This window comes from Psychrobacter sp. WY6 (assembly GCF_018448495.1).
GTDB lineage: Bacteria > Pseudomonadota > Gammaproteobacteria > Pseudomonadales > Moraxellaceae > Psychrobacter.
The window spans coordinates 3,298,689-3,320,354 of the sequence record NZ_CP049902.1; the positions used below are offsets into that span (position 1 = coordinate 3,298,689).

Here is a 21,666-nt window from a genome sequence, read left to right on the forward strand (position 1 = left end):
TCTTATAATTAATATTTTTATTTAAGAAGCTTATTTACTGAAACTTTATATTCAATAAAATGAAAATAAGCAGATTGTATAAAAGTTTAACCCATATTTTTTCGTGGTTATTTTAGCAGCATTTCTAAAATAAGGAGAAACTCTAACAAATTCGGCAATAAAGATAGTAAAACAGAACGTTTTCTATCAAATTACCTTACGGATGTCTTGCATTACCACTGTTGAACAGAGTATATTTAAACCACTTATTTATATCGATATTTTTTGCAAATCTGAATAATGGTTAATACAACCTGAAATATTTTTTATTTTGCATATCAAAAACACGATATAAACAATTGCTTTAAAGGGAATTAAAAGCACGCTCATTATATTTATAGGTCAAAAACGATCTTATAAATATATTGGCGACTATTTATCATTACATAGGATGTAATAATGCAAAAATCACTCTTCAAACTGACGATGTTGGCGACAGTTATTCTAGGCATCAGTGCCTGTAGCGGCGACAACAAAACCACCGATGAATCTGCTGCCAGCTCAGATGCTAAAGCAGCCAAAACCTTACTTTATTGCTCAGAAGGTAGTCCGGCTGGATTCGATCCAGCACAATACACTGCAGGTACAGATTTTGATGCGAGCGCCTTTCCCATCTACAACGGCTTAGTAGAATTCAAAAGAGATGGTACTGAGATTCAGCCAGCCTTAGCCGAAAGCTGGGATATTAGTGAAGACGGCAAGACTTATACCTTTAACCTACGTAAAGGGGTTAAATATGGTAAGACCGATTACTTTACGCCAACCCGTGATTTCAACGCAGATGACATTGTCTTTACCCTAGAGCGTATCACCAATCCAGAGTTTGAATTTAATAAAGCCTATCCTGCTGAGTTCCCTTATTCGGTCGGTATGGGGCTACCTGATATTATCTCCAATATCGAAAAAGTTGATGACAATACCGTAAAAATCACCCTAAGCGAAACTAATGCGCCGTTTTTACAGAACCTAGCGATGCCCTTCGCTTATATCGATTCTGCTGAGTATGCAGAAAAGTTAATGGCTTCTGGTAATGCTGCTGATATCAACACCAAACCCGTTGGTACAGGACCTTTCGTCTTTACTTCTTATCAAAAAGACGCGCAAATTCGTTATACCAAAAATCCAGACTACTGGAACAAAGATGATATTCATATTGATAATCTCGTGTTTGTCATCACCAAAGATTCAGCAGTGCGTGCGCAAAAAGTGCAAGCAGGTGAATGTCATGTGTCCGCTTATCCAAAACCTGCCGAAATTGACTCTGTCAAAAAATCTGGTAAGGCCACCGTTCTCGATCAACCCGGCTTTAACGTCGGTTATGTCGGCTATAACGTTGAAAAACCAAAGCTTAGCGACCTTAAAGTTCGCCAAGCATTAGACATGGCAATTAATAAAGACGCTATTATCAATGCGGTTTATCAAAGCGAAGGTCTCAAAGCAACCAATCCAATGCCGCCCACACAATGGGGTTACGACAAATCTATCAAAGATGCGCCTTATGATGTGGAAAAAGCCAAGTCCCTTATCAAAGAAGCAGGCGCGGACAAACTTGCCATTAATCTATGGTATATGCCCGTTCAACGCCCATACAATCCTAATGCCAAACTCATGGCTGAAATGCTACAAGCAGATTGGGCAAAAATTGGTGTCGATACCAAGCGACGATGATGGGGCGAGTATCTAAACCGCGCTGCTAAAGGTGAGCCTGATGTCATTCTAGCGGGCTGGACTGGTGACAATGGGGATCCTGATAACTGGCTTGGTACGTTGCTATCTTGTGATGCGGTCGGTGGCAATAACTACTCACGCTGGTGTAATAAAGACTTTGACACTTTGGTGACTAACGCCCGTCAGATTACCAATCAAGATGAGCGCGTCAACGACTATGTACAAGCTCAGCAGATATTCAAAGAGCAGCTGCCTTGGACAACAATGGCGCATTCGGTGGTCACGGTATTCACCGCACCAAACGTAGTCGATTATAAAATTAGTCCGCTTGGCTCAATACGCTTCGATGGTGTAAAGGTTGAATAACCTGAGCTGATGACGTCCGGTAAGACATGCATGATTGTTTAATTTATATTCGGCTGGGTCAGACACTCTGCTCCAGCCATATTTATATGAGTTAAGCGCCTTATTAAGCATTTTGCCACCGACTCTCTCATCTCTGCCAACATTCTACTCATCGATCTAAAACGATTGAACCACAACTATTGAATTGAGCAGCCCATGCTACTTTATATTTTGCGTCGCATTGCCATTCTAATTCCTGTCTATCTTGGCTTAACGCTATCGACATTCACCCTAATTCGGCTCGTCCCTGGAGATGCTGTCGAGATTATGATGGGTGAGCGTATGGTCGATCCAGAGCTACATGCTCGCGCGTTAGAAAGACTTGGCTTAGACAAACCCCTCATTGTCCAATATTGGGATTACTTAACTGGAATATTGACTGGTGATTTTGGTCAATCCTTTCGTACTCGTACTCCGGTATTACAAGACTTCTTTGCTCATTTTGTACCAACCTTAGAGCTGGCTTTGTGTGCCATTGTTATTGCCAGTGTTGTCGGTGTGAGCTTAGGTATCTTTGCCGCGCTACGACGTGGTACATGGATTGACTACACTTTAATGTCCGGAGCGCTGGCTGGCTACTCTATGCCCATCTATTTATTGGGGCCTATCCTGACTGGTATATTCGCCCATTATCTCGGCCTGTTGCCCGTCGCTGGTGTCATATCTGTCGCGCAGTTTTTAGACGTCAAACCTTTATATGGATCATGGCTACTTGGCTCTTTAACATCAGGAGAACCTGGCGCATTTTGGGATGTGGTCAAACACTTTATCCTACCGTCTATTGCCTTATCGACCATACCACTCGCAATGATTGCACGCATGACACGCTCGGCGATGCTAGAGGTGTTAGATGAGGACTACGTGCGTACAGCGCGCGCCAAAGGCCTATCGCCGCGCCGCGTGATATTGGTACACAGTCATGCGCAATGCCTTGATTACTGTGGTGACTGTGATTGGCTTACAGATGGCGACCTTGCTCGCGGGGGCTATTATCACTGAGACTATCTTTAGTTGGCCAGGTGTTGGTAATTGGCTGCTCGATGGGTTTTTCACTCGTGATTATCCTATCGTGCAAAACGGTATCTTATTAGTCGCCACTGCCCTGATTTTGGTTAGTTTATTTATTGATATTTTGTATGGTCTGATCAATCCGCGTATTCGACATACTTCTTAATTTAACATTGATAAATACTCATATTATAAATAGTGGTTATTGGTGTTTGTATGGTCTTGAGTAAGTTTTAGCACATTTTAAATGATTGCTAGAAATGGAACTCTACATACTTTCAACGCGCTAGCCACTATAGGAACTGCTTATGAAGCCTTCTGTTCTTCCCTCTGATGTCAATCTTATGGCCGCCACACCGCCGTCATCTTGGCAGCTATTTTTATCGACGTTTTGCCGAAATAAAGGCGCGGTGCTTGGTTTTATTGTACTGGCATTGATGGTCATTATTGCCATCCTTGCGCCTGCCATTGCGCCCCATGACCCTTACGAGTTATTTACTGGTCAAGAGCAGTTGCCGCCTGCCTTTCTGGATGGCGGCAATACCATGTTTTGGCTGGGCACGGATGATGCTGGACGAGACACCTTGTCTCGGGTGATGTATGGCGCGCGTTATTCTCTATTTATCGGTCTGAGCGCGACGACTCTTGCCATGTTAGTCGGTGTTTCATTAGGACTTAGTGCTGCATTTTGGCCCAAAGTTTGGGGCAAAGCTGTCATGCTGGTCAATGATATCTTGATGTCTTACCCGAGCTTACTGTTGGCGATCATCATTGCCGCTATCTTAGGGCCTTCTATGACCAATACGATTATTACGATCGCCTTGGTCTGTACGCCACCTTTTATTCGGCTGACTCGTGCTACTGCAATGGTAGAGCTACAGCGTGAGTATTTTATCGCTTCACAAGTGATGGGCGCTGGTGTGCTTAGATTGTTATTTATCACCATTTTGCCCAACTGTATGGCACCGCTCATCGTGCAGGCGACGATGATTTTCTCGTCTGCTATTTTAGAAGCAGGTGCAATTGGTTTCTTAGGCTTTGGTGTTCAGCCACCCGATGCAGAATGGGGCGCGATGCTCGGTACAGCACGTCAGTATATTCAGAGTAATGTTTGGCTCGCTATTTGGCCCGGTGTCGCTATTTTCTTAGCCGCATTGTCGATTAACTTGACTGGTGATGGCCTACGCGATGCGCTAGATCCCAAATTAAAGCAGGTGACCTAAGATGACTGAACCATTAATTAAAACGCCTACCACTCACACTTCTATGAATGACGCATCAAAAAAGAATCACCATTGTTGCTAGATATTGAAAATCTTTCAGTGACTTTCGGGCAAGGTGTGCGCGCTTTTCGTGCAGTCGATGATGTGTCGTTAAAGATTACACAAGGCGAAGTCATCGCAGTCGTGGGTGAATCTGGCTCGGGTAAGTCGGTCACTATGATGGCACTGATGGGGCTACTACCACACTCTGCAACTGTCCGTTCCAAGCGCGTTATGTTCGATGATAAAGACATGCTCAGTATGTCAGCCAAAGAAAAACGCGGCATCATTGGCAAAGATATCTCAATGATCTTTCAAAATGCCATGTCTTGCTTAAATCCAAGCTTTACGGTTGAGATGCAACTGGGCGAAGTCTTACGCAAGCATCTTGGTTTGAGTGGTTCAGCCGTACAGACACGTATCTTAGAGCTGTTAGAGCTGGTCGAGATGCCCGATGCCAAAAATCGACTCAAGGTTTATCCACATCAGTTATCAGGCGGTATGAGTCAGCGGGTCATGATTGCGATGGCAATTGCTTGTGAGCCAAAGCTTCTGATCGCAGATGAGCCAACCACTGCACTGGATGTCACGGTACAAGCGCAAATCATGGACTTGCTAAGCCGATTGCAACGCGAAAAACAAATGGCGATGATACTGATTACCCACGACTTGGGTTTGGTCGCGCAAAACTCGCGTGATGTCGCGGTCATGTATGCCGGACAAATGGTCGAAACCAGTACCGTGCCGGAGATTTTCCAAAACCCTGCTCACCCTTATACTGAGGCGTTGCTACAAGCCATTCCAGAGCTGGCTATCGGTCAAGACCGTCTGAACAGCTTACCCGGTGTCGTACCCAGCCAATACGATCGCCCGAGTGGTTGCTTATTGTCTCCTCGCTGCCCGTACAAAGAGCCTGCCTGTGAAGTGCCGCCGCCCATATTAGATACACCTACTGGCAAAGTGCGCTGTATTCATCCAGAACTACCCAGCTTGCCTTCTCACCTATCTACCTCTCACGCTGCTACCTTGGAGTCACAAGTATGAGTAATAAAGTGGTCCTAAAAGCAGACAATCTACACAAGCACTACCCAGTATCTCAAGGTTTGGGTAAAGCAAAAGCATATGTTAAGGCTTTAAATGGTGTGTCGTTCGAGCTACAAGCTGGCAAGACGCTGGCCGTCGTGGGTGAGTCAGGCTGTGGTAAATCCACCCTTGCCCGCCAGCTAACGCTCATCGAAGAGCCTACTGATGGCGAGCTATTTATCAACGATGAAGCCACCACTGGCTATAGCAGAAAAGCGCTAAAAGAGCTGCGTACAGAAATTCAAATGGTCTTCCAAAACCCTTATGGTAGCTTAAATCCGCGCCATACTATTGGCTATCAGTTGACTGAGCCATTAGATATCCATACCAAACTGTCTAAAGACGACAAGCGTGACAAAATCAACGAGATGATGAGAAATGTTGGTCTACGCCCCGAACATGCTGGCCGCTATCCGCATATGTTTTCAGGGGGTCAGCGCCAACGTATTGCCCTCGCCCGTGCCATGATGCTCAATCCTAAAATCGTCGTCGCTGATGAGCCTACTTCCGCGCTCGATGTATCGATTCAAGCGCAAGTCTTGAACCTATTTATGGATTTGCAGGATGAGTATCGTACTGCTTACGTTTTTCTCACACAATCTGTCGGTCGTACGTCATGTCGCTGATGATGTGATGGTGATGTATTTAGGTCAGGCAGTTGAGCATGGCCCGAAAGAAGCAATTTATAACGCGCCAAAACATCCATATACTATCGCTCTGTTGGCTGCCGCGCCAACGGTAAATGGTCATAAGAATGATTTGACCCTACAAGGTGAGTTACCAAGCCCACTCAATCCACCCAGTGGCTGCGCCCTGCACAAACGCTGCCCATATGCCAAGCAGCAATGTAGTGAGATAGAGCCACAACTGCGCGAATGGGATGGTCGATTGGTGGCTTGTTTACGCTTGGAAGAAATATATGGGTAAGCGCCATCTGATGTTTAGCGGTAAGGTAGCTTGCACTGTAGTACTAGCTGTAACTGCTACCCAAGCCAATGACTCTACTGGCTATATCGGTACGGGCGGTGTTAAATATCTTAAAAATAAAAATATCAGTATGCATAGTGAAGATTTATTATCTCAAAAGATAAAATTCGCGTCAATTATGAGTTTAAAAACTTAAGCAATAAGGATATTACCGAAACGGTTTTATTTCCTATGCCAGCTGTCCCCAGCTCTACAGACTCAGATTTTGCTGATATTAATGCCACTTATGACAACTTTGAAGTTTGGATAAATGGTAAGCCTATCATTCCTAATCAGCATGTCCGTACTTTTATGCGGCCAATTGTCGTCAAAGATGGCGATAGAACCTATGCAGACACCTCTATTGATACGACTGAAATATTTAAATCCTGTGATCTTAACGAGGCTGATATGATGGGACCTTGGACGTATCAAGTTGACACTGAATATGTCAATCAACAGCTTTTAGATTGTAATAATAAGGCACTAGATAGATTCATATATGATAGAGAAAGTCTTTATATACCTTGGGATTCGCAGGTGATCTATAGTTGGGAGCAAAAATTCAAAGCCAATGCGACGACCAAAATCAAGCATTCATATACACCGCTTGTGGGTGGCTCAGTTCATCTAGGTGAAGAACAATTCCCAGATTTTTGCGTAGACAGTTCAACTCAGAGAGGATTTCACAAGGGTGGTGGTCGTCCATCATGCCTTAAGCTATATATTGACTACGGGGGCTAACTGGGCAAAACCGATTAGCAATTTCAAACTTACCGTAGAACGCGATCCTAATGAATTGGTGTCGTTTTGCTGGAAAGGAAAGGGTAAAGTCAAAAAGGTAAGCGCAACGACGTTTGAGATTAAAGAGACTAACTTTGTGCCAACGCACGATTTTGATGTGGCTTTTATTATGAAGTAAAGTTTAGTTTGTAGAGTGTACCCAGCGCATCGATAAAACTTGTTTCGACGGTCATCTTGTCGCTGGGTTTTCGTGAACAAAACCCAGCAAAAAAACAAAATATTAGCCTCAGCATCTGATGCTTTAAAAGTGGGGAAATATGCGAAGCATGCGTCGGTGTTCTTTAAAGGCTAAGCAATATTTACCACACCGCGGCACTTAGGAAATTGACTACAACCAAAAAAGTCTTTCCCTTGGTGCTGGCCTTTTTTTGCAACACGTTTGACCATTGCTGCCTGACATCTTGGACAGGCAGGTACTTGCTCTGTAATAGCTGTATTGGTTTGCTCAACAGCTTTAAGATTAATGCTATTAGACGTGACAATCTCACATTCAGCCGTTTTAAAATCATTGTCCGATAACTCAGCTCCATAACTTCAAACGGTGTAAGGAACACTTTATTAGCAATATCATGCGATATATGGTGTGTTTGTCTGCTGAGTATTCAGATTATCAATTAGTAACTCGCTAGATTCAATCTCAGTCTGACCAGACCATCGCAGCACTTCTCTACTTTTCAGCGTGGCTCGTTTAGCGGTTTCTTTTACTATCGGCTCTGGTTTAGGCTGATTAGCCACTTTAGCAATTGGTTTATTAGTAGCGTTACCGCTAGACTGCTTATTTGTATTCTTGCTTGGATTGCTACGCTTGTCTTTTAGGTAGGCTTTATGCTCTCTATTGGTGCGCCAAGATTTGCTAAATCTGTTGCTATTAATCTGCTCAACGATGGACTTAACCTCGTCTTCAGTCAGTATATCCTGCTTTTTCTTCACATAAGACACCATACCACTCGTCAATACATGTTCGGGCAACTCATCACGGGTTTTCAGCTCACACTCACCGATGAAAGCAATCATCGAATGAAAGTAGCTCAGCTCCAACCCTAATAGATCCGCGAGCGTCTTAATGTGCAGATAATTTTGGCGCAATGGGTTCTGGAATTTGAATTTACTTCCATTCGGGAAAGCTTGTGTCCACTGCTTTTGCTTTTCGCTACCATATATCCAGCCTTTGTAGTTTTTGGTTTCGATGACAAAGATGCCGTATACAGAGACGATAATATGATCGATTTGGGTACTGTCACCATTGGCTCTTGGCAAGGTAATACCGTTTAATCGGTGATAGACATTTTTAGTTTTAACCACATGGCGACATTGATAACGGTCTCGCCTAGAAAGCCTTTGAAAGTGGATTTGAGGGACATGGTTTTTTTCTTGAAAGTGGTTATGAAAAAATAAATAACGTTCAATATCAATATACTAATTACTTTTGGTTAAAATTACCGATCTACAATTGCTTTTCTGACGATAGTTAAACCAATGACGCCAAGCAACGCCCCTGTAACTTTATCGATGTAATAAGCAACTTGGGTAAATTTAGCGCGTACTTTGCGAGTCGACAATAGAAATATGACGGCAGTGTCCCACGCGAATACCACAACAGTCATCCAAATACCTAAGCCCAATTTGAACACAAAACTTATTTCTGGTGTCAATACTACATGAATAAACTGAGATAAAAGAGTAGATTTTTAGGATTAAATATTCCAGACAAAAACCCTGCAGTAAATTCTTTTAAAAAAGTTGTCTTAGGTATATTTGAATGGGGTGATTGGGCTACCTGAAATTGGTCATACGCATCTTTTCGTGCGCGTAACGCCTGTATCCCAAGGTACATTAAAAACAACCCGCCAATGATTTTTAGCGTAATCATAATAGGTGCAGAGGCGGCTAAAATTGAGCCAACACCAATTAGACATAGACCAATGTACACTGCATTAGCAAAGGTGATACCGAGCGCAACCCCAATTGCGTCTTTACTGTCGTTCTTAATCGCACTCTTTACGATCAATACAAAATCCGGTCCAGGACTCAATAGTGCAAGAAAATGCGCCAAGCCGACCGTGATAAAAATACTCAACAAATCCCAGTTCATAATTAGTCCGTACTCTGTTTTTTTTAATTATGGACTAAATACCATTATGAATATACTGATTATTTAGCCAATAAAAAGAGCCACCAGATTTCTCCGGCAGCTCTTTTTTTAAATACTGACTAAGTTAGGTTTATTACACCAAACTATTTACCGCTTCAACCACAGCATCAGTGGTAATACCGAACTCTTTGTATAACTGGTCTGCAGGAGCAGATTCGCCATAAGTGGTCATACCGATGACTTTGCCATCTAGACCAACGAACTTATACCAGTAATCTACATGCGCGGCTTCGACTGCTACACGAGCACGGATATTGGCAGGCAATACCGCTTCACGATAGCTAGCATCTTGCTCAACGAAAATCTCTGCACATGGCATAGAAACGACACGTACGCCAACACCATTTGCGCTTAGTGCTTCATACGCTTCCATCGCTAGGCCAACTTCTGAACCAGTAGCGATGATGATCGCTTGTAGCTCGCCTTGCTCTTTTGCCAGTACATAACCACCTTTAGTGATGTTCGCTACTTGCTCGCTATCACGGGCTTGATGTGGCAAGCTTTGACGAAAAATCAATGCTGATGGATTATGTTCAGACTTAATGGCCTCAACCCAAGCACTTGCAGATTCAGTCGCATCACACGGACGCCATGTACGTAGGTTTGGCGTAGTACGTAGGCTAGTCAATTGCTCAACTGGCTGATGAGTTGGGCCATCTTCACCCAGACCGATAGAGTCATGCGTATAGACATGGATAACACGCTGCTTCATCAATGCGCCCATGCGTACCGCGTTACGTGCGTATTCCATAAACATCAGGAAGGTTGCTACGTAAGGGATAAAGCCGCCATGCAATGCGATACCATTGGCAATCGCGGTCATGCCGAACTCACGTACGCCATAATAGATATAGTTGCCGTCAGCGTCTTTCTCGATACCTTTAGCGCCTTTAAATAGCGTAAGGTTCGAGCCAGCTAAATCCGCTGAACCGCCTAGCAATTCTGGTAATAATGGCTGTAAGGTATTGATAGCGTTTTGACTGGCTTTACGACTGGCAACATCACCACCTGCTTCTTGCGTTTGCTGAATATAAGCTTGTGCTTGGCTATCAAAGTCAGCTGGCAAGTCACCATTTAAACGGCGTAATAGCTCAGACGCCAGTTCAGGATAGGCTTTTTTATACGCGTCAAAGTCAGCTTCCCAGTTTTTCTGTTGTACGTCGCCTTTGGCTTTAGCATCCCACGCTTCATAGATTTCGTCATCTAATTCAAATGGAGCATGCTTCCAAGATAGCGCATCACGGGTCAAGACAATTTCGTCATCACCAAGTGGCGCACCATGGCTAGCCGCTAAGCCTTGCTTGTTTGGACTACCAGCACCGATTGTGGTTTTACAAATCAGAAGACTTGGTTTGGTAGTTTCTTTAAGCGCTTGTTCAGTTGCCTGCGTGATCGCATCCGCATCATGACCATCTACTTTGATCACTTGCCAGCCGTAAGACTCAAAACGCGCTTGCGTATCATCTGTGAACCAACCTTCGACATTACCGTCGATAGAGATGCCATTGTCATCATAAAAGAAGATCAGCTTACCAAGACCTAACGTGCCAGCCAGTGAACAAACTTCATGGCTGATACCTTCCATCAAGCAACCATCGCCTAGGAATGCATAGGTATGATGATCGACGATGTTATGACCATCACGATTAAACTGTGCGGCTAAGGTTTTTTCAGCGATAGCAAAACCAACGGCATTAGCGATACCCTGTCCTAGTGGACCTGTCGTCGTTTCAATACCGGGGGTATAGCCAAGCTCAGGGTGACCTGGGGTTTTCGAATGCAATTGACGGAAACCTTTCAGATCATCAACGCTGACATCATAACCAGATAAATGTAGCAATGAGTAAATAAGCATTGAGCCATGACCGTTCGATAAGACAAAGCGATCACGGTTGTGCCACTGTGGATCGGTTGGGTTGTGCTTCAAAAACTTGCGCCACAAAACTTCGGCAATATCGGCCATACCCATTGGCGCGCCTGGATGTCCAGAGTTGGCTTTTTGAACCGCATCAAACGACAGTACACGGATGGCATTGGCTAATTTACGTTCGCTAATTGGAGCTGGCATAGAGTGTCCTAGTATTGGGCTAGAGGAGAGTTTACTCAAAGGAGTATAAGCATAAGGACGCCAAATGCGCCCCTAAGTTATAGACTATAAAATCAAAGTGTAATATTAACATATTTGCTATGAGGCTAGCTAAGAATGCGGTGACAAGACCGTTTATATTTAGCAATGACTCACATCAGTTTTGTTAAACTATAAGCAGTGATAGGCTTTGATTTAAGTGATAAGTAACAAGCTGCGAGCGACCTAAACGGCAAGCAGCTCATTACCTACAGAACATTTATTAAACTAAAATAGTCTCAGCACCGCCCATAAACGGACGCAATACTTCTGGAATCGTGATACTACCGTCAGCGTTTTGATGATTTTCCATGACGGCTAGCAACGTACGACCAACTGCCAAACCTGAACCATTTAGCGTGTGTGCTAGGCTGGTTTGTTTGCCGTCTTTGACACGTGTGCCCATACGGCGCGCTTGGAAGTCACCGCAGTTAGAGCAGCTAGAGATTTCGCGATAGGTATCTTGGCTCGGTAACCATACTTCGATGTCATAGGTCTTTTGTGCTGCAAAGCCCATATCACCCGTACATAACTGAACGGTGCGGTATGGTAGGTTCAACTGCTGCAGATATATTCGGCTTGACCTGTCATTGCCTCTAGTAGGTCATCAGACTGATCGCTAGTCGCAATATTGACCATCTCAACTTTTTCAAACTGATGCTGACGAATCAGACCACGAGTATCACGACCATGAGAGCCCGCTTCACTACGGAAACAAGGCGTGTGCGCAGTAAACTTAAGTGGCAGCTCGCTAATATCTAAACGCTCGCCGCGTACCAAGTTGGTCATTGGCACTTCAGCAGTAGGAATGAGATAAAAGTCCATGTCTTCATTGTTTGTGTGATTTTTGAGCTTAAACAAATCATCTTCAAACTTAGGCAACTGTCCTGTACCTTTTAGGCTGTCTGAATTCACAATATAAGGCACGTACGTTTCAAGATAGCCGTACTTCATGGTATGGGTATTGAGCATAATATATTGAATCGGGCGCGATGCATTTGTGCCAACTGTCCTTTTAGTACATTAAAGCGGCTGCCAGTCAGCTTGGTCGCGGCTTCAAAGTCGAGCATACCAAGTGTCTCGCCAATATAAGTGTGATCTTGAATTTCAAAATCAAACGTACGAGGCGTGCCCCACTTGCGCACTTCTACGTTATCCTCTTCTGACGTACCCACTGGCACATCGGCTGCTGGAATATTTGGAATTTGCATAGCAGCTTTGTTGATACGCTCTTGTAGAGTGCGCAGCTCGTCTTCGGCTGTTTTAATCTCACCACTGACATTCTGCATCTCAGCCAATAGCTCACTGGCATCTTCGCCTGATTTTTTCAAAGCACCCACTTGCTTAGCACCCGCATTACGGCTCGACTGCAACTCTTCGGTTTTGATCTGCAAAGATTTACGTTCTGACTCAACCGTTTGCCAAAAATCTATGTCAAGTGCATAACCACGAGTGGCCAGTTGCTGTTGTAAATCGCTTAAATCGCCGCGTAAGAGTTTTGGATCAATCATAATAGTTGCCTGTAACGCTAGAAGTGAGGAAGAGGTTCGAAAGTGTTTTTAAAGATACTGTTTTTAAAGGGGCTGATTTTATCAAAATAAGTGTTAGCCGCTATAATACCAAGACACAGCAGATTTGACCATGTTTTGACCTCTGCTGATTGAATTTTCATTTATTACTTTCATTATCCGTAGCCAGTTATATTTGCTTTAAATGCATCTCTCAAAGTTCAGCTTACCTCAATAAGCCTCGCCCATCTTTGTTAAAACCATTAATATCACCTCTATCAACGAACAGAGCGGCTTATATGTTTCATTTAGGGGTACTTTTCGGTAAGATAAGCGCATACCTTTTATTCGACTTCTAGCCAAGTACGACGTAGCTGCTACGTTTTGTCGATTTAAACCCAACACTTCAATACAAGTATTTGAGAAACCTTTATGGCCTTGTACCCCTATACGCTACAACCTGTCGCCTTAAACCTAACTGAGGCAGAATTTCACCAAGCACAATACGAGCTATTTGCCAGTGCCAGCCCTTCTTTCGGTCTAAAAAGTATCAAAACGAAAGAATGGATCATTATGGCGGTAACCGTGGTACTAGCGATCGCAGGGTTGGTTTTTGTGACAGGCTACTCAACCATTATCTTTTGGCTGATGCTAGTTTCAGTCGTCATTTATTTACTGGTTCGTACCCTTGGCTTTAAATGGTATGTGAAAAGAGAGTTTGACAAGCAAGTGGCGGATCAAGAAATGCCAGACGAGATGCGTCAGATGAAATTGGGCGTACAAAAGCATGGCCTCGTCATGGCGATGCCAGTGAATCAGCCTGACACATTTAATAACAACCAAATGCGCGGCATGCAAATGCGAGCAGGCACGACCCAGCAAGCCGTCATTCCATGGTCAGCTGTCAAAAGCTGGGATGAGACGGACGACTATATCTTTATGATGTTTGAGATGAAAGGTCAACAAGGCAGCCAAATTGTGCCAAAACGCTTAGAAGCACAGAAGTTCCCGATCGATACGGTACGTCAGCATTTGCAAGAAGTTATCCCCGTTAAAGGCTTAAATCCTGAAAACTTACAGCCGCCAGCATAAAACAGTAGAAGACTTCTTTATCGCTTATTATATGAGCGATAAAGAAATGAGCAATAAAAAACACTTTTTACAAAACCAATCATAATTATAAATTTATTGAAATTAACTTATCGATGGTGCTCTGCTATTATAATAGCTATCAGAAGAAAGGTGATTGCTCTATATGAATGTATAGTTATGATTTTAGCTTAAGCTGACGCCATTCTATATGGCAGTTTTATCATACTATTTTCTAAGATTGTTACTTTTTAAGGCTGAAAAGCGTTATATTAAAGAGCATAGTAATGCAGCACACGAGTTGCTACACTTCTCATCTTCTTCATTTAATGTTTTATATCAACACTCAAACTATAAGGATAATATTATGAGTAACGCTACTAATCAAATCGGTCTAGAAAAAGCTGACATGAGCGAAGTCATTGCACAACTAAACAATTTATTGTCAACTTATCACGTATTTTATTTAAACGTCCGTGGCTATCACTGGAATGTAAAAGGTGAGCATTTTTTCACCTTGCATCCAAAATTTGAAGAATTGTATACTGCGCTACAATTACAAATTGATGAAATTGCTGAGCGTATCTTAACTTTGGGCGGCACACCGCTGCATGCTTATAGCGATTTTACTCAGCATACTAGCATTCAAGAAGATAAAAACGTCAAAGATGGCAATGCTTGTGTGAAAGGCGTGGTAACTGGTTTACAAGCTTTGATTACAGAGCAGCGTAAAGTATCTGCTCTAGCAGCAGACAGCGAAGATCAAGGGACAGCTGATCTCGTAGATGCCTATGTACAAGAGCAAGAAAAGCTCATCTGGATGTATAACGCCTTTTTGGGTTAATCATTACTAAAGAAACAGTACATCACTAAAATCTAGATCATAAAAAAGCACCTACTTTAGGTGCTTTTTTTGTGCTTGCTGTTGCTAATGAAACCTTATTTTTGCATCCATTGACGCATTTTTCGCGCTCAGCAGGCGTGGCTTGTAACCAAATTTGCATAAATTGATCTAAGGTATTAGCAGATGAATTAACGCTAGTGGTTTGCTTAGTAGTCGCTACCGTACCCGTATTCACATTTGGTTGATCTAATGCGGCAATCGCACGCTGATTCTGTAGCTCTGCATCATCTGCCCCACCAAATACACCGCCGAATGCCTTGCCTAAACCTGACAACAAGCCACCTTGATTACCAGCGATACCTTGCTGACTTGCAACCACAGTATTGTTTTTCTCTACTGCCAGTATCGGACGCTTGGCATATTCTTTAGCTGCTGCATACTCTTCTGGCTGATTCGGCATGATCAGACGATAGGTTTGATTGTCCGCCAATTCTGCCGTCACGCTCACATTACCCGAACGTAAATAATCATGCTCATCACGGCGCAAATCGTATAAGCGATCGTATTTTGCAGTAATCGCATGTTGACCCGGCTGAAGCGTGAACTTTTTAGTCAATGGTTGAAAAGCGCTCTGCTGCACTTCTTGCCCATTAATAGCCGTGACTTTGATATGGTCATCAACCAGTAGCGTTACTTCAGCATGCGACAGCATAGAGACAGAGCCTGCACCAATAAGCAACGTGCTGATGGTCAGTTTTTTTAGCAAAGAAGCATTGGATTTCATAAGTGATTCCATTAATAGTGAAAACGTTTTGGCAATAGTAAAAGCGCTTTGGATAAAAGACTTTAGTTTTTAATGCTAAAAATCGAGTGGCATCGTATGTTGATCTTGTTCCGCTGAATCGTTATCTACTTGTGTCTCTTGCGCAATATCAGCAAGCTCTGCTGCTAGTGTCTGCTCATCAATGGTACGCAATGCGTCAGTGATGACTGCTTTGGATATATTGCTACGCCCAAGGTTCGAAAACATCGGCTGAATATAATTGAGTACTTCCATCATCGCACCGATGCGATGTGGTCCCTCAGTAAGCAAATAATCATAATTCGATCATCAAACTGCCAACCACGTCGACGCAAGATAGATTGTAATAAAGCCTGACGGTCAGCTAAGTCATGACCATTGGGTACTTTAAACGTAGGTGCTTGTGCCAAACGAGTCAGCAAATCCCTCAATTGAAAGGGCAAATCACCAGCAGGCTTATTGGCTGCAAACAACAATTGACGCTGACCTTCACGACTGCGGTTAATCAAATGAAATAAGGCTTCTTGCCATTGACTGCTTTGCTCCAGCACCTCTAAATCATCGATCGCAATTAGATCGAAGTTTTCTAGAGAGGAGAGGACGTGCACATCGGTATGAATCAACTCATTGAGTGACAAACAAATCGCTGACTTGTCCATCTCAATAAATGACTCACAGATAGCAGATAATAAATGCGACTTGCCCGTAGCAGGACTGCCAAATAGGTACAGCTGACCGATCAGGCCGACATGTAGTTGCCGCACTGCATCAATAATTGACATCCAACCAGGACCGGCGAAGTCACTTAGACTTGCATCATGCTTAATGTCCAGATTGAGACTTAGCTGTGCTTCTGCCATGAATCATCAACTCGTTTTGCGTAATGCAATAAATAAAAGGATAAATTATTAATAACTGTCTTTGAGATGCTCTTATACTACCTGATATAAACTTGCTGCGTTAGCATCTAGTTGTTTTAATCGAGAGTATATCTGAGAATTACCTAATCAAAAGTCATCTTGTTAACGACCAACTGGATAACGGCTGATACTGTCAATACTGCGCCTATATATAACTATTTGCAAAATGACTGACAAGTCTTTTACCTATTAAGCCTTATCAATCACCATTTATTATCCGTCATCAATTTTACTATCCAATTATGATGACCTCGTTACTCTAACGATAAAATACTTATCTCTTCTCAAACAAAGCCAATTGCTTACGACCTTTAAAAATCAGTCGAACGATAGTAGATGTATAAATGGCGAAACAGTACATTAAGCACGGCAGAAACTGGCAGTGCGATGAGCATACCAACGAAACCCAATAAGCTTGCGCCTGCCAATACGGCAAAAATCACCCAAAGCGGCGATAGACCTATCTTATCACCCAATAGTAACGGCTGTAGAATATAACCTTCTGCGGCTTGCCCAACTAAAAACGCTCCGACGATCAGCGACAAATACGTCCAATTTAGCCCAAACTGGAACAGGCAGGCTATAATGGCAGCGATAAAACCAATGCCAAAACCCAAATAAGGAACAAAGCTGGCAATACCAGCAACCATACCAATAATAAGCCCTAGCTCAAGCCCAATAAGCTGTAATTGCACCGCATAAATAGCGCCCAATAAGACCATCACCAATAGCTGACCTTTGATAAATCAATGCAAGGTCACACTCTCGAGCAATCTGAATGACTTTTTCGCTATACGCAGCGGGAATCGCCGTTCCATGTTTGCAGACGCTGATCCCAATTAAATAAGAAATAAAAGGTAAGAATCGGTACTAGCACAATGAGTCCAGCATTATTGATGAAGTTCATGCTCGACACCAATATTTGGTTCATCATGGTACTGGCATCTTCAAACTTATAATTGGTCTGCATATATTCAACCAATGTCTCAGAAAACCCTTTAGACTCCAACTCTGGCAGATTAATACGACTGTTGTTAACGAACCATTCACGTACGACTTCATTATACCAAGTTAAGACCTTAGGCAGATACTCCCACGCCGCTTGCAACTGATGCCACAAAGTCGGTATCAACCACCAAAGCAGTAACACCATTCCTAAAGTGATGGTGGAGTAGACAATGATAATCGCCACCCAGCGTTTGATATACTTCGATAAGCGTTTGACCAGCGGATTGAACAAGTAAGCCAGTACGAAAGCAAAGACAAACGGTATAATGACTGGCATCATCAAATACAGTAACAATATACCCACCACCATCGCAACGACAATAAATAAGCGCCGAAAAAAAGGATCTATTGGTTGGTTCATCATGACAAGGAATCCTATGATTAGGCTGATTTAAGATGGAAGTATAATTGAAAAAAATGATACGTCTTATCGTACAATAACGGTGTAATAGCGAACTGTTATCGACAATAAATTTAGCGTTCCATTATCGCAGAGTACAGTAAAAAATCCGTCATTTTTTGTTTCTTAACTTTTTATTTACCACTTAAAGTCAGTCTTCGTGAAATATCCACCAAATATCCGCAAGTTGCTTTGCGAGTAAGGGTCATTTTGGGTATAATGCGCCCACTATATTCAGAATTAACACGACCAACTCGATTTTCTACTGACAGACCTTCATTCCCTATAAAATTTGTGAGATGACCATGAGTAACAAGCCTTCTTTAAGCTACAAAGATGCTGGTGTTGATATTGATGCTGGCGATGCGTTGGTACAGCGTATTAAATCAGTGGCAAAAGCCACCTCTCGTCCTGAGGTTGTGGGCGGACTTGGCGGCTTTGGAGCGCTTTGTCGTATACCAACTGGTTACACCTCTCCTCTACTCGTGTCGGGCACTGACGGCGTCGGTACTAAGCTCAAGCTGGCATTACAGCTAAACCGTCACGACACGATCGGTATCGACTTGGTCGCCATGTGCGTCAACGATTTATTGGTTTGCGGTGCTGAGCCTTTATTTTTCTTAGACTATTATGCAACTGGCAAGCTTGATATTGATGTAGCAGCGACTGTGGTCACTGGTATTGGTGAAGGCTGTAAGCTATCAAACTGTGCTCTGATCGGCGGTGAAACGGCTGAGATGCCAGGTATGTATCAAGACGACGATTATGACTTGGCAGGCTTTTGTGTCGGTGTGGTTGAAGAAGCGGAAGTCATCACTGGCGAAAACGTCGCGGAAGGCGATGTATTGATCGCTCTTGCTTCAAGTGGTGCACACTCAAACGGTTATTCATTGGTACGTAAGTCATCGAAGTCAGCGGCATTGATGTGACTACTAGCGATGAGCAATTAGACGGTCAGCCTATCCAAGACGCGTTAATGGCTCCTACTCGCATCTATGTTAAAGCGATTAAAGCGCTACAAGATACTCTTGGTAGCTCAGCGCTGCATGCAATGTCACACATCACCGGTGGCGGCTTAACCGATAATTTACCACGTGTATTACCAGAGAATTTAGCTGCTAGTATTGATACGGCTAGCTGGCAGTTCTCAGAGTTATTCACTTGGTTACAAACCCAAGGAAATATTGAACAAAGCGAAATGTACCGCACCTTTAACTGCGGCGTTGGTTTTGTCATTGTCGTGCCTAAAGATAAAGCAGATGCGGCCATTAGCACTTTAAATGAGGCTGGTGAAAAAGCTTGGCAATTAGGCGAAATGGTGAAGCGTGAAGCGGACGCAGTGGTGTACCGTTAATGTTAGACAGTCAAAAAAAAATTGATAATAACCCTTTACGGATTGCTGTACTGGTCTCTGGTAGTGGTAGTAACTTGCAAGTACTGGTAGATGCGATGCAAGCTGGCGCACTGCCAATTGAGATTGTTGGCGTCATTAGCAACCGCGAGGATGCTTATGCCGTCACCCGTGCAAAAGACGCTAACATTCCAGTGGCAGTATTGTCACATGTTGCTAGCGGCAAACGCATGGGAATCAAGACTTTTGAGAGTCATGCCAGCGAGCAATTAAGCGCATGGCAGCCAGATCTCATTGTGTTAGCTGGTTTTATGCGTGTCTTGAGTGCAGATTTTATCGATAATGCACCAGCGCCGATGATTAATTTGCACCCCTCTTTGCTACCTGTCTATAAAGGCCTTGACACCCATCAGCGTGCCATACAAGCGGGCGAGCGTCATCATGGCTGTAGTATTCATGTGGTCACCGCTGAGCTGGATGCGGGTACTGTTTTGACCCAAGCGCTGTTAGAGATACATCAAAAAGACACTGCCGATAGCTTGCAAGCACGCGTGCAAAAGCTTGAGCATCAATTGCTCCCTTGGACGATTTTATTATTGGCCAAAGGCGCACTCTCGCTAGATCATGCTCAAGCATCCAATCAACAAAGTATGTCTTTACCAACGCTACCGTTAAAACTATATTTGAACGACTGAGTAAATAGCGACAGTCACAAATTATCAGGCACCAACTGTCAAACTTAAACTCTTTGCATAAAAAAGCCCAGTCACTCAATGAATGACTGGGCTTTCTAATAGCTACCTTTAAAATCTTCTAAAGCATATTAATCCCGAAGACGTTAGCTATTATTGACTTTTATGAACATGTAGCCCTTTAATATTTACAAATTCTTTGATACCAAAACCGCCATGCTCGCGACCATGACCTGAGTTTTTCACTCCACCAAATGGCAACGCTGGATTTGCAAGACCATAACCATTGATATAGACCATGCCCGTATCAAACTCTTCACGCGCTAGGCGAATGGCTTTGTCTTCGTCTTTAGAGAAGATAGCACCGCCCAAACCGTAGCGACTGTCATTGGCAATGCGTAATGCATCATCTTGGTCTTTGGCTCGTATTAATGAGGCGACAGGACCAAATAATTCGTCATCATAGGCAGGTTGTCCTTTTTCGACATTCTCCAAGATAGTGGCTGGATAAAAACTGCCTTTACCTTCTGGCAATTGACCACCAACAGCAATCGTTGCGCCTTTTGCCACACTGTCTTCTACTTGCTCATGCAATTTTTCTTGTAAATCTTTACGGGCTAATGGACCAAGATCAGAGGCATCATCCATCGGATCACCAGATTTAGCGTCTGCAAATTTTTTGACAATGCGTTCACGGAAATCATCGTATAAGCTATCAACGACGATAAAGCGCTTAGCGGCGACACAAGTTTCACCATTATTAATGAGACGCGCTTGGGTACAAGTTTCTACCGCTAACTCTACATCAGCATCTTCTAAGACAATAAAGGCATCGTTTGAGCCTAATTCTAGCACCACCTTTTTAATGGCTTTTGCTGCTTGCTGACCCACAATGCTACCAGCGCCGTCGCTACCTGTCAGTGTGACACCGCGCACTTTGTCATGACCGATTAATGCTTCTGATTGGTCGTGATCGATTAAAATCGTACGGAACAAATCGTTTGGTAACTCTGACTCATGGAAGATTTTTTCGATTAACAAGCCTGAACCAGTCACGTTTGACGCGTGCTTGAGTAAAATACTATTACCTGCCATCAGATTTGCGATGGTATAACGGAATACTTGGTAAGCAGGAAAGTTCCATGGCTGCATACCATAAATGACACCGATAGGCTGATAAGTCACAATACCTTTCTTCAAGCCTTCAATATCACGTTCATCGTCAACAAGTGCAGTCACCCCTTTTTCTGCGGTATAGTCGCAAATTGCTTTACACAAATCTATTTCTTGCAAACTCTGACTATAGAGCTTACCACGCTCCTCGGTCATAAGCTTAGACAACTCTTCTTTATACTTGAGCAATGTCTCACCGATAGAATTGATGACTTTTGCACGCGCTTCGTGGCTGGTTTTACGCCACTCAGTAAATGCTTGGTGCGAGGATTCAACAATCTTGTTCACCTCATCATTACTCATGTAATTATATTCTTTGATCGCTTCACCCGTTGCTGGGTTTATAGTAGTAATATCTGCCATGATT

General features: G+C 43.3%; 18 protein-coding genes and 5 pseudogenes. 13 read left to right on the top strand and 10 right to left on the bottom strand.

What is annotated here, in order from left to right; all coding sequences use genetic code 11:
- Nucleotides 1-438: 438 nt before the first annotated feature.
- The 9 genes and pseudogenes from G7Y90_RS16565 to G7Y90_RS16600 all read left to right on the top strand — a co-directional run bounded on the left by G7Y90_RS16565 (nt 439) and on the right by G7Y90_RS16600 (nt 7,353).
- Nucleotides 439-1,707 carry an ABC transporter substrate-binding protein gene (locus G7Y90_RS16565; RefSeq protein WP_250162964.1) on the top strand — a complete coding sequence of 423 codons (1,269 nt, stop codon included), beginning with the start codon at nt 439-441 and terminating at the stop codon, nt 1,705-1,707.
- Nucleotides 1,708-1,806: 99 nt separating this feature from the next.
- A complete protein-coding gene (locus G7Y90_RS16570) occupies nt 1,807-2,073 on the top strand; it encodes a hypothetical protein (RefSeq protein WP_250162965.1) in 267 nt (88 codons plus the stop codon).
- Nucleotides 2,074-2,268: 195 nt separating this feature from the next.
- Nucleotides 2,269-3,111, top strand: a complete 843-nt coding sequence (locus G7Y90_RS16575) for an ABC transporter permease (RefSeq protein WP_284143773.1) — start codon at nt 2,269-2,271, stop codon at nt 3,109-3,111.
- Nucleotides 3,077-3,286: an ABC transporter permease subunit gene (locus G7Y90_RS19375; protein ID WP_284143774.1), complete on the top strand. Its 210-nt coding sequence runs from the start codon at nt 3,077-3,079 to the stop codon at nt 3,284-3,286. Before G7Y90_RS16575 ends, G7Y90_RS19375 begins: the two co-directional genes overlap by 35 nt.
- Before the next feature lie 142 nt (nt 3,287-3,428).
- Nucleotides 3,429-4,343: an ABC transporter permease gene (locus G7Y90_RS16580; protein WP_087814459.1), complete on the top strand. Its 915-nt coding sequence runs from the start codon at nt 3,429-3,431 to the stop codon at nt 4,341-4,343.
- A 72-nt stretch (nt 4,344-4,415) separates the two neighbouring features.
- Nucleotides 4,416-5,426, top strand: a complete 1,011-nt coding sequence (locus tag G7Y90_RS16585; protein WP_250162966.1) for an ABC transporter ATP-binding protein — start codon at nt 4,416-4,418, stop codon at nt 5,424-5,426.
- Nucleotides 5,423-6,091, top strand: a complete 669-nt coding sequence (locus G7Y90_RS16590) for an ATP-binding cassette domain-containing protein (RefSeq protein ID WP_284143775.1) — start codon at nt 5,423-5,425, stop codon at nt 6,089-6,091. Before G7Y90_RS16585 ends, G7Y90_RS16590 begins: the two co-directional genes overlap by 4 nt.
- Nucleotides 6,030-6,392: an oligopeptide/dipeptide ABC transporter ATP-binding protein gene (locus G7Y90_RS18225; RefSeq protein WP_284143776.1), complete on the top strand. Its 363-nt coding sequence runs from the start codon at nt 6,030-6,032 to the stop codon at nt 6,390-6,392. Before G7Y90_RS16590 ends, G7Y90_RS18225 begins: the two co-directional genes overlap by 62 nt.
- Before the next feature lie 10 nt (nt 6,393-6,402).
- Nucleotides 6,403-7,353: pseudogene (locus G7Y90_RS16600) on the top strand (DUF4424 family protein).
- 170 nt (nt 7,354-7,523) lie between these two features.
- Here the strand turns inward: G7Y90_RS16600 and G7Y90_RS16605 are convergent.
- The 6 genes and pseudogenes from G7Y90_RS16605 to serS all read right to left on the bottom strand — a co-directional run bounded on the left by G7Y90_RS16605 (nt 7,524) and on the right by serS (nt 13,023).
- Nucleotides 7,524-7,622, bottom strand: coding sequence for a hypothetical protein (locus G7Y90_RS16605; RefSeq protein ID WP_250162968.1), 99 nt, complete (start codon nt 7,620-7,622; stop codon nt 7,524-7,526).
- A gap of 180 nt (nt 7,623-7,802) precedes the next feature.
- The gene (locus G7Y90_RS16610) at nt 7,803-8,537 is read right to left on the bottom strand and encodes a nuclease-related domain-containing protein (RefSeq protein ID WP_250162969.1); all 735 of its coding nucleotides are present in this window, start codon (nt 8,535-8,537) and stop codon (nt 7,803-7,805) included.
- Between the two features lie 134 nt (nt 8,538-8,671).
- On the bottom strand, nt 8,672-8,839 hold the full coding sequence (locus tag G7Y90_RS16615; RefSeq protein WP_250162970.1) for a hypothetical protein: 168 nt from the start codon (nt 8,837-8,839) through the stop codon (nt 8,672-8,674).
- 50 nt (nt 8,840-8,889) lie between these two features.
- The gene (locus G7Y90_RS16620; protein WP_250162971.1) at nt 8,890-9,327 is read right to left on the bottom strand and encodes a LysE family translocator; all 438 of its coding nucleotides are present in this window, start codon (nt 9,325-9,327) and stop codon (nt 8,890-8,892) included.
- A 133-nt stretch (nt 9,328-9,460) separates the two neighbouring features.
- Complete coding sequence (gene tkt, locus G7Y90_RS16625; protein ID WP_250162972.1) at nt 9,461-11,455, bottom strand: transketolase; 1,995 nt, start codon at nt 11,453-11,455, stop codon at nt 9,461-9,463.
- Nucleotides 11,456-11,735: 280 nt separating this feature from the next.
- Nucleotides 11,736-13,023: pseudogene (serS, locus tag G7Y90_RS19380) on the bottom strand (serine--tRNA ligase).
- 429 nt (nt 13,024-13,452) lie between these two features.
- Between serS and G7Y90_RS16635 the strand changes: the two are divergent.
- Together G7Y90_RS16635 and G7Y90_RS16640 are read left to right on the top strand one after the other, a co-directional pair.
- Nucleotides 13,453-14,112 (top strand): YcxB family protein, encoded by a 660-nt coding sequence (locus tag G7Y90_RS16635; protein WP_045453124.1) that lies wholly within the window; start codon nt 13,453-13,455, stop codon nt 14,110-14,112.
- A gap of 364 nt (nt 14,113-14,476) precedes the next feature.
- Nucleotides 14,477-14,953: a Dps family protein gene (locus G7Y90_RS16640; protein ID WP_045453127.1), complete on the top strand. Its 477-nt coding sequence runs from the start codon at nt 14,477-14,479 to the stop codon at nt 14,951-14,953.
- 37 nt (nt 14,954-14,990) lie between these two features.
- On the opposite strand, the gene G7Y90_RS16645 is transcribed toward G7Y90_RS16640, so the two are convergent.
- The 3 genes and pseudogenes from G7Y90_RS16645 to G7Y90_RS16660 all read right to left on the bottom strand — a co-directional run bounded on the left by G7Y90_RS16645 (nt 14,991) and on the right by G7Y90_RS16660 (nt 18,047).
- Nucleotides 14,991-15,737, bottom strand: coding sequence for a DUF2057 family protein (locus G7Y90_RS16645; RefSeq protein ID WP_250162973.1), 747 nt, complete (start codon nt 15,735-15,737; stop codon nt 14,991-14,993).
- A 75-nt stretch (nt 15,738-15,812) separates the two neighbouring features.
- Nucleotides 15,813-16,615: pseudogene (gene hda / locus G7Y90_RS16655) on the bottom strand (DnaA regulatory inactivator Hda).
- A gap of 334 nt (nt 16,616-16,949) precedes the next feature.
- A pseudogene (locus G7Y90_RS16660) lies at nt 16,950-18,047 on the bottom strand (AI-2E family transporter).
- A 341-nt stretch (nt 18,048-18,388) separates the two neighbouring features.
- Between G7Y90_RS16660 and purM the strand changes: the two are divergent.
- Both purM and purN read left to right on the top strand, forming a co-directional pair.
- Nucleotides 18,389-19,437, top strand: a pseudogene (gene purM, locus G7Y90_RS16665) (phosphoribosylformylglycinamidine cyclo-ligase).
- Entirely contained in the window at nt 19,437-20,129 is a 693-nt protein-coding gene (gene purN, locus G7Y90_RS16670; RefSeq protein WP_250162976.1) for a phosphoribosylglycinamide formyltransferase, read from the top strand. The pseudogene purM and the gene purN overlap by 1 nt, the downstream one beginning before the upstream one ends.
- Nucleotides 20,130-20,279: 150 nt before the next feature.
- Here the strand turns inward: purN and G7Y90_RS16675 are convergent, their stop codons facing one another.
- Entirely contained in the window at nt 20,280-21,662 is a 1,383-nt protein-coding gene (locus G7Y90_RS16675; RefSeq protein ID WP_250162977.1) for an NAD-dependent succinate-semialdehyde dehydrogenase, read from the bottom strand.
- Nucleotides 21,663-21,666: the final 4 nt, after the last annotated feature.

Excerpts from the sequence above, each read along its gene's own strand:
- G7Y90_RS16565 (WP_250162964.1), top strand. The coding sequence starts at position 439 with ATGCAAAAATCACTCTTCAAACTGACGATGTTGGCGACAGTTATTCTA.
- G7Y90_RS16575 (WP_284143773.1), top strand. The coding sequence starts at position 2,269 with ATGCTACTTTATATTTTGCGTCGCATTGCCATTCTAATTCCTGTCTAT.
- G7Y90_RS19375 (WP_284143774.1), top strand. The coding sequence starts at position 3,077 with ATGGCGACCTTGCTCGCGGGGGCTATTATCACTGAGACTATCTTTAGT.
- G7Y90_RS16580 (WP_087814459.1), top strand. The coding sequence starts at position 3,429 with ATGAAGCCTTCTGTTCTTCCCTCTGATGTCAATCTTATGGCCGCCACA.
- G7Y90_RS16590 (WP_284143775.1), top strand. The coding sequence starts at position 5,423 with ATGAGTAATAAAGTGGTCCTAAAAGCAGACAATCTACACAAGCACTAC.
- G7Y90_RS18225 (WP_284143776.1), top strand. The coding sequence starts at position 6,030 with ATGAGTATCGTACTGCTTACGTTTTTCTCACACAATCTGTCGGTCGTA.
- G7Y90_RS16605 (WP_250162968.1), bottom strand. The coding sequence starts at position 7,622 with ATGGTCAAACGTGTTGCAAAAAAAGGCCAGCACCAAGGGAAAGACTTT.
- G7Y90_RS16615 (WP_250162970.1), bottom strand. The coding sequence starts at position 8,839 with ATGACTGTTGTGGTATTCGCGTGGGACACTGCCGTCATATTTCTATTG.
- G7Y90_RS16620 (WP_250162971.1), bottom strand. The coding sequence starts at position 9,327 with ATGAACTGGGATTTGTTGAGTATTTTTATCACGGTCGGCTTGGCGCAT.
- tkt (WP_250162972.1), bottom strand. The coding sequence starts at position 11,455 with ATGCCAGCTCCAATTAGCGAACGTAAATTAGCCAATGCCATCCGTGTA.
- G7Y90_RS16635 (WP_045453124.1), top strand. The coding sequence starts at position 13,453 with ATGGCCTTGTACCCCTATACGCTACAACCTGTCGCCTTAAACCTAACT.
- G7Y90_RS16640 (WP_045453127.1), top strand. The coding sequence starts at position 14,477 with ATGAGTAACGCTACTAATCAAATCGGTCTAGAAAAAGCTGACATGAGC.
- G7Y90_RS16645 (WP_250162973.1), bottom strand. The coding sequence starts at position 15,737 with ATGAAATCCAATGCTTCTTTGCTAAAAAAACTGACCATCAGCACGTTG.
- purN (WP_250162976.1), top strand. The coding sequence starts at position 19,437 with ATGTTAGACAGTCAAAAAAAAATTGATAATAACCCTTTACGGATTGCT.
- G7Y90_RS16675 (WP_250162977.1), bottom strand. The coding sequence starts at position 21,662 with ATGGCAGATATTACTACTATAAACCCAGCAACGGGTGAAGCGATCAAA.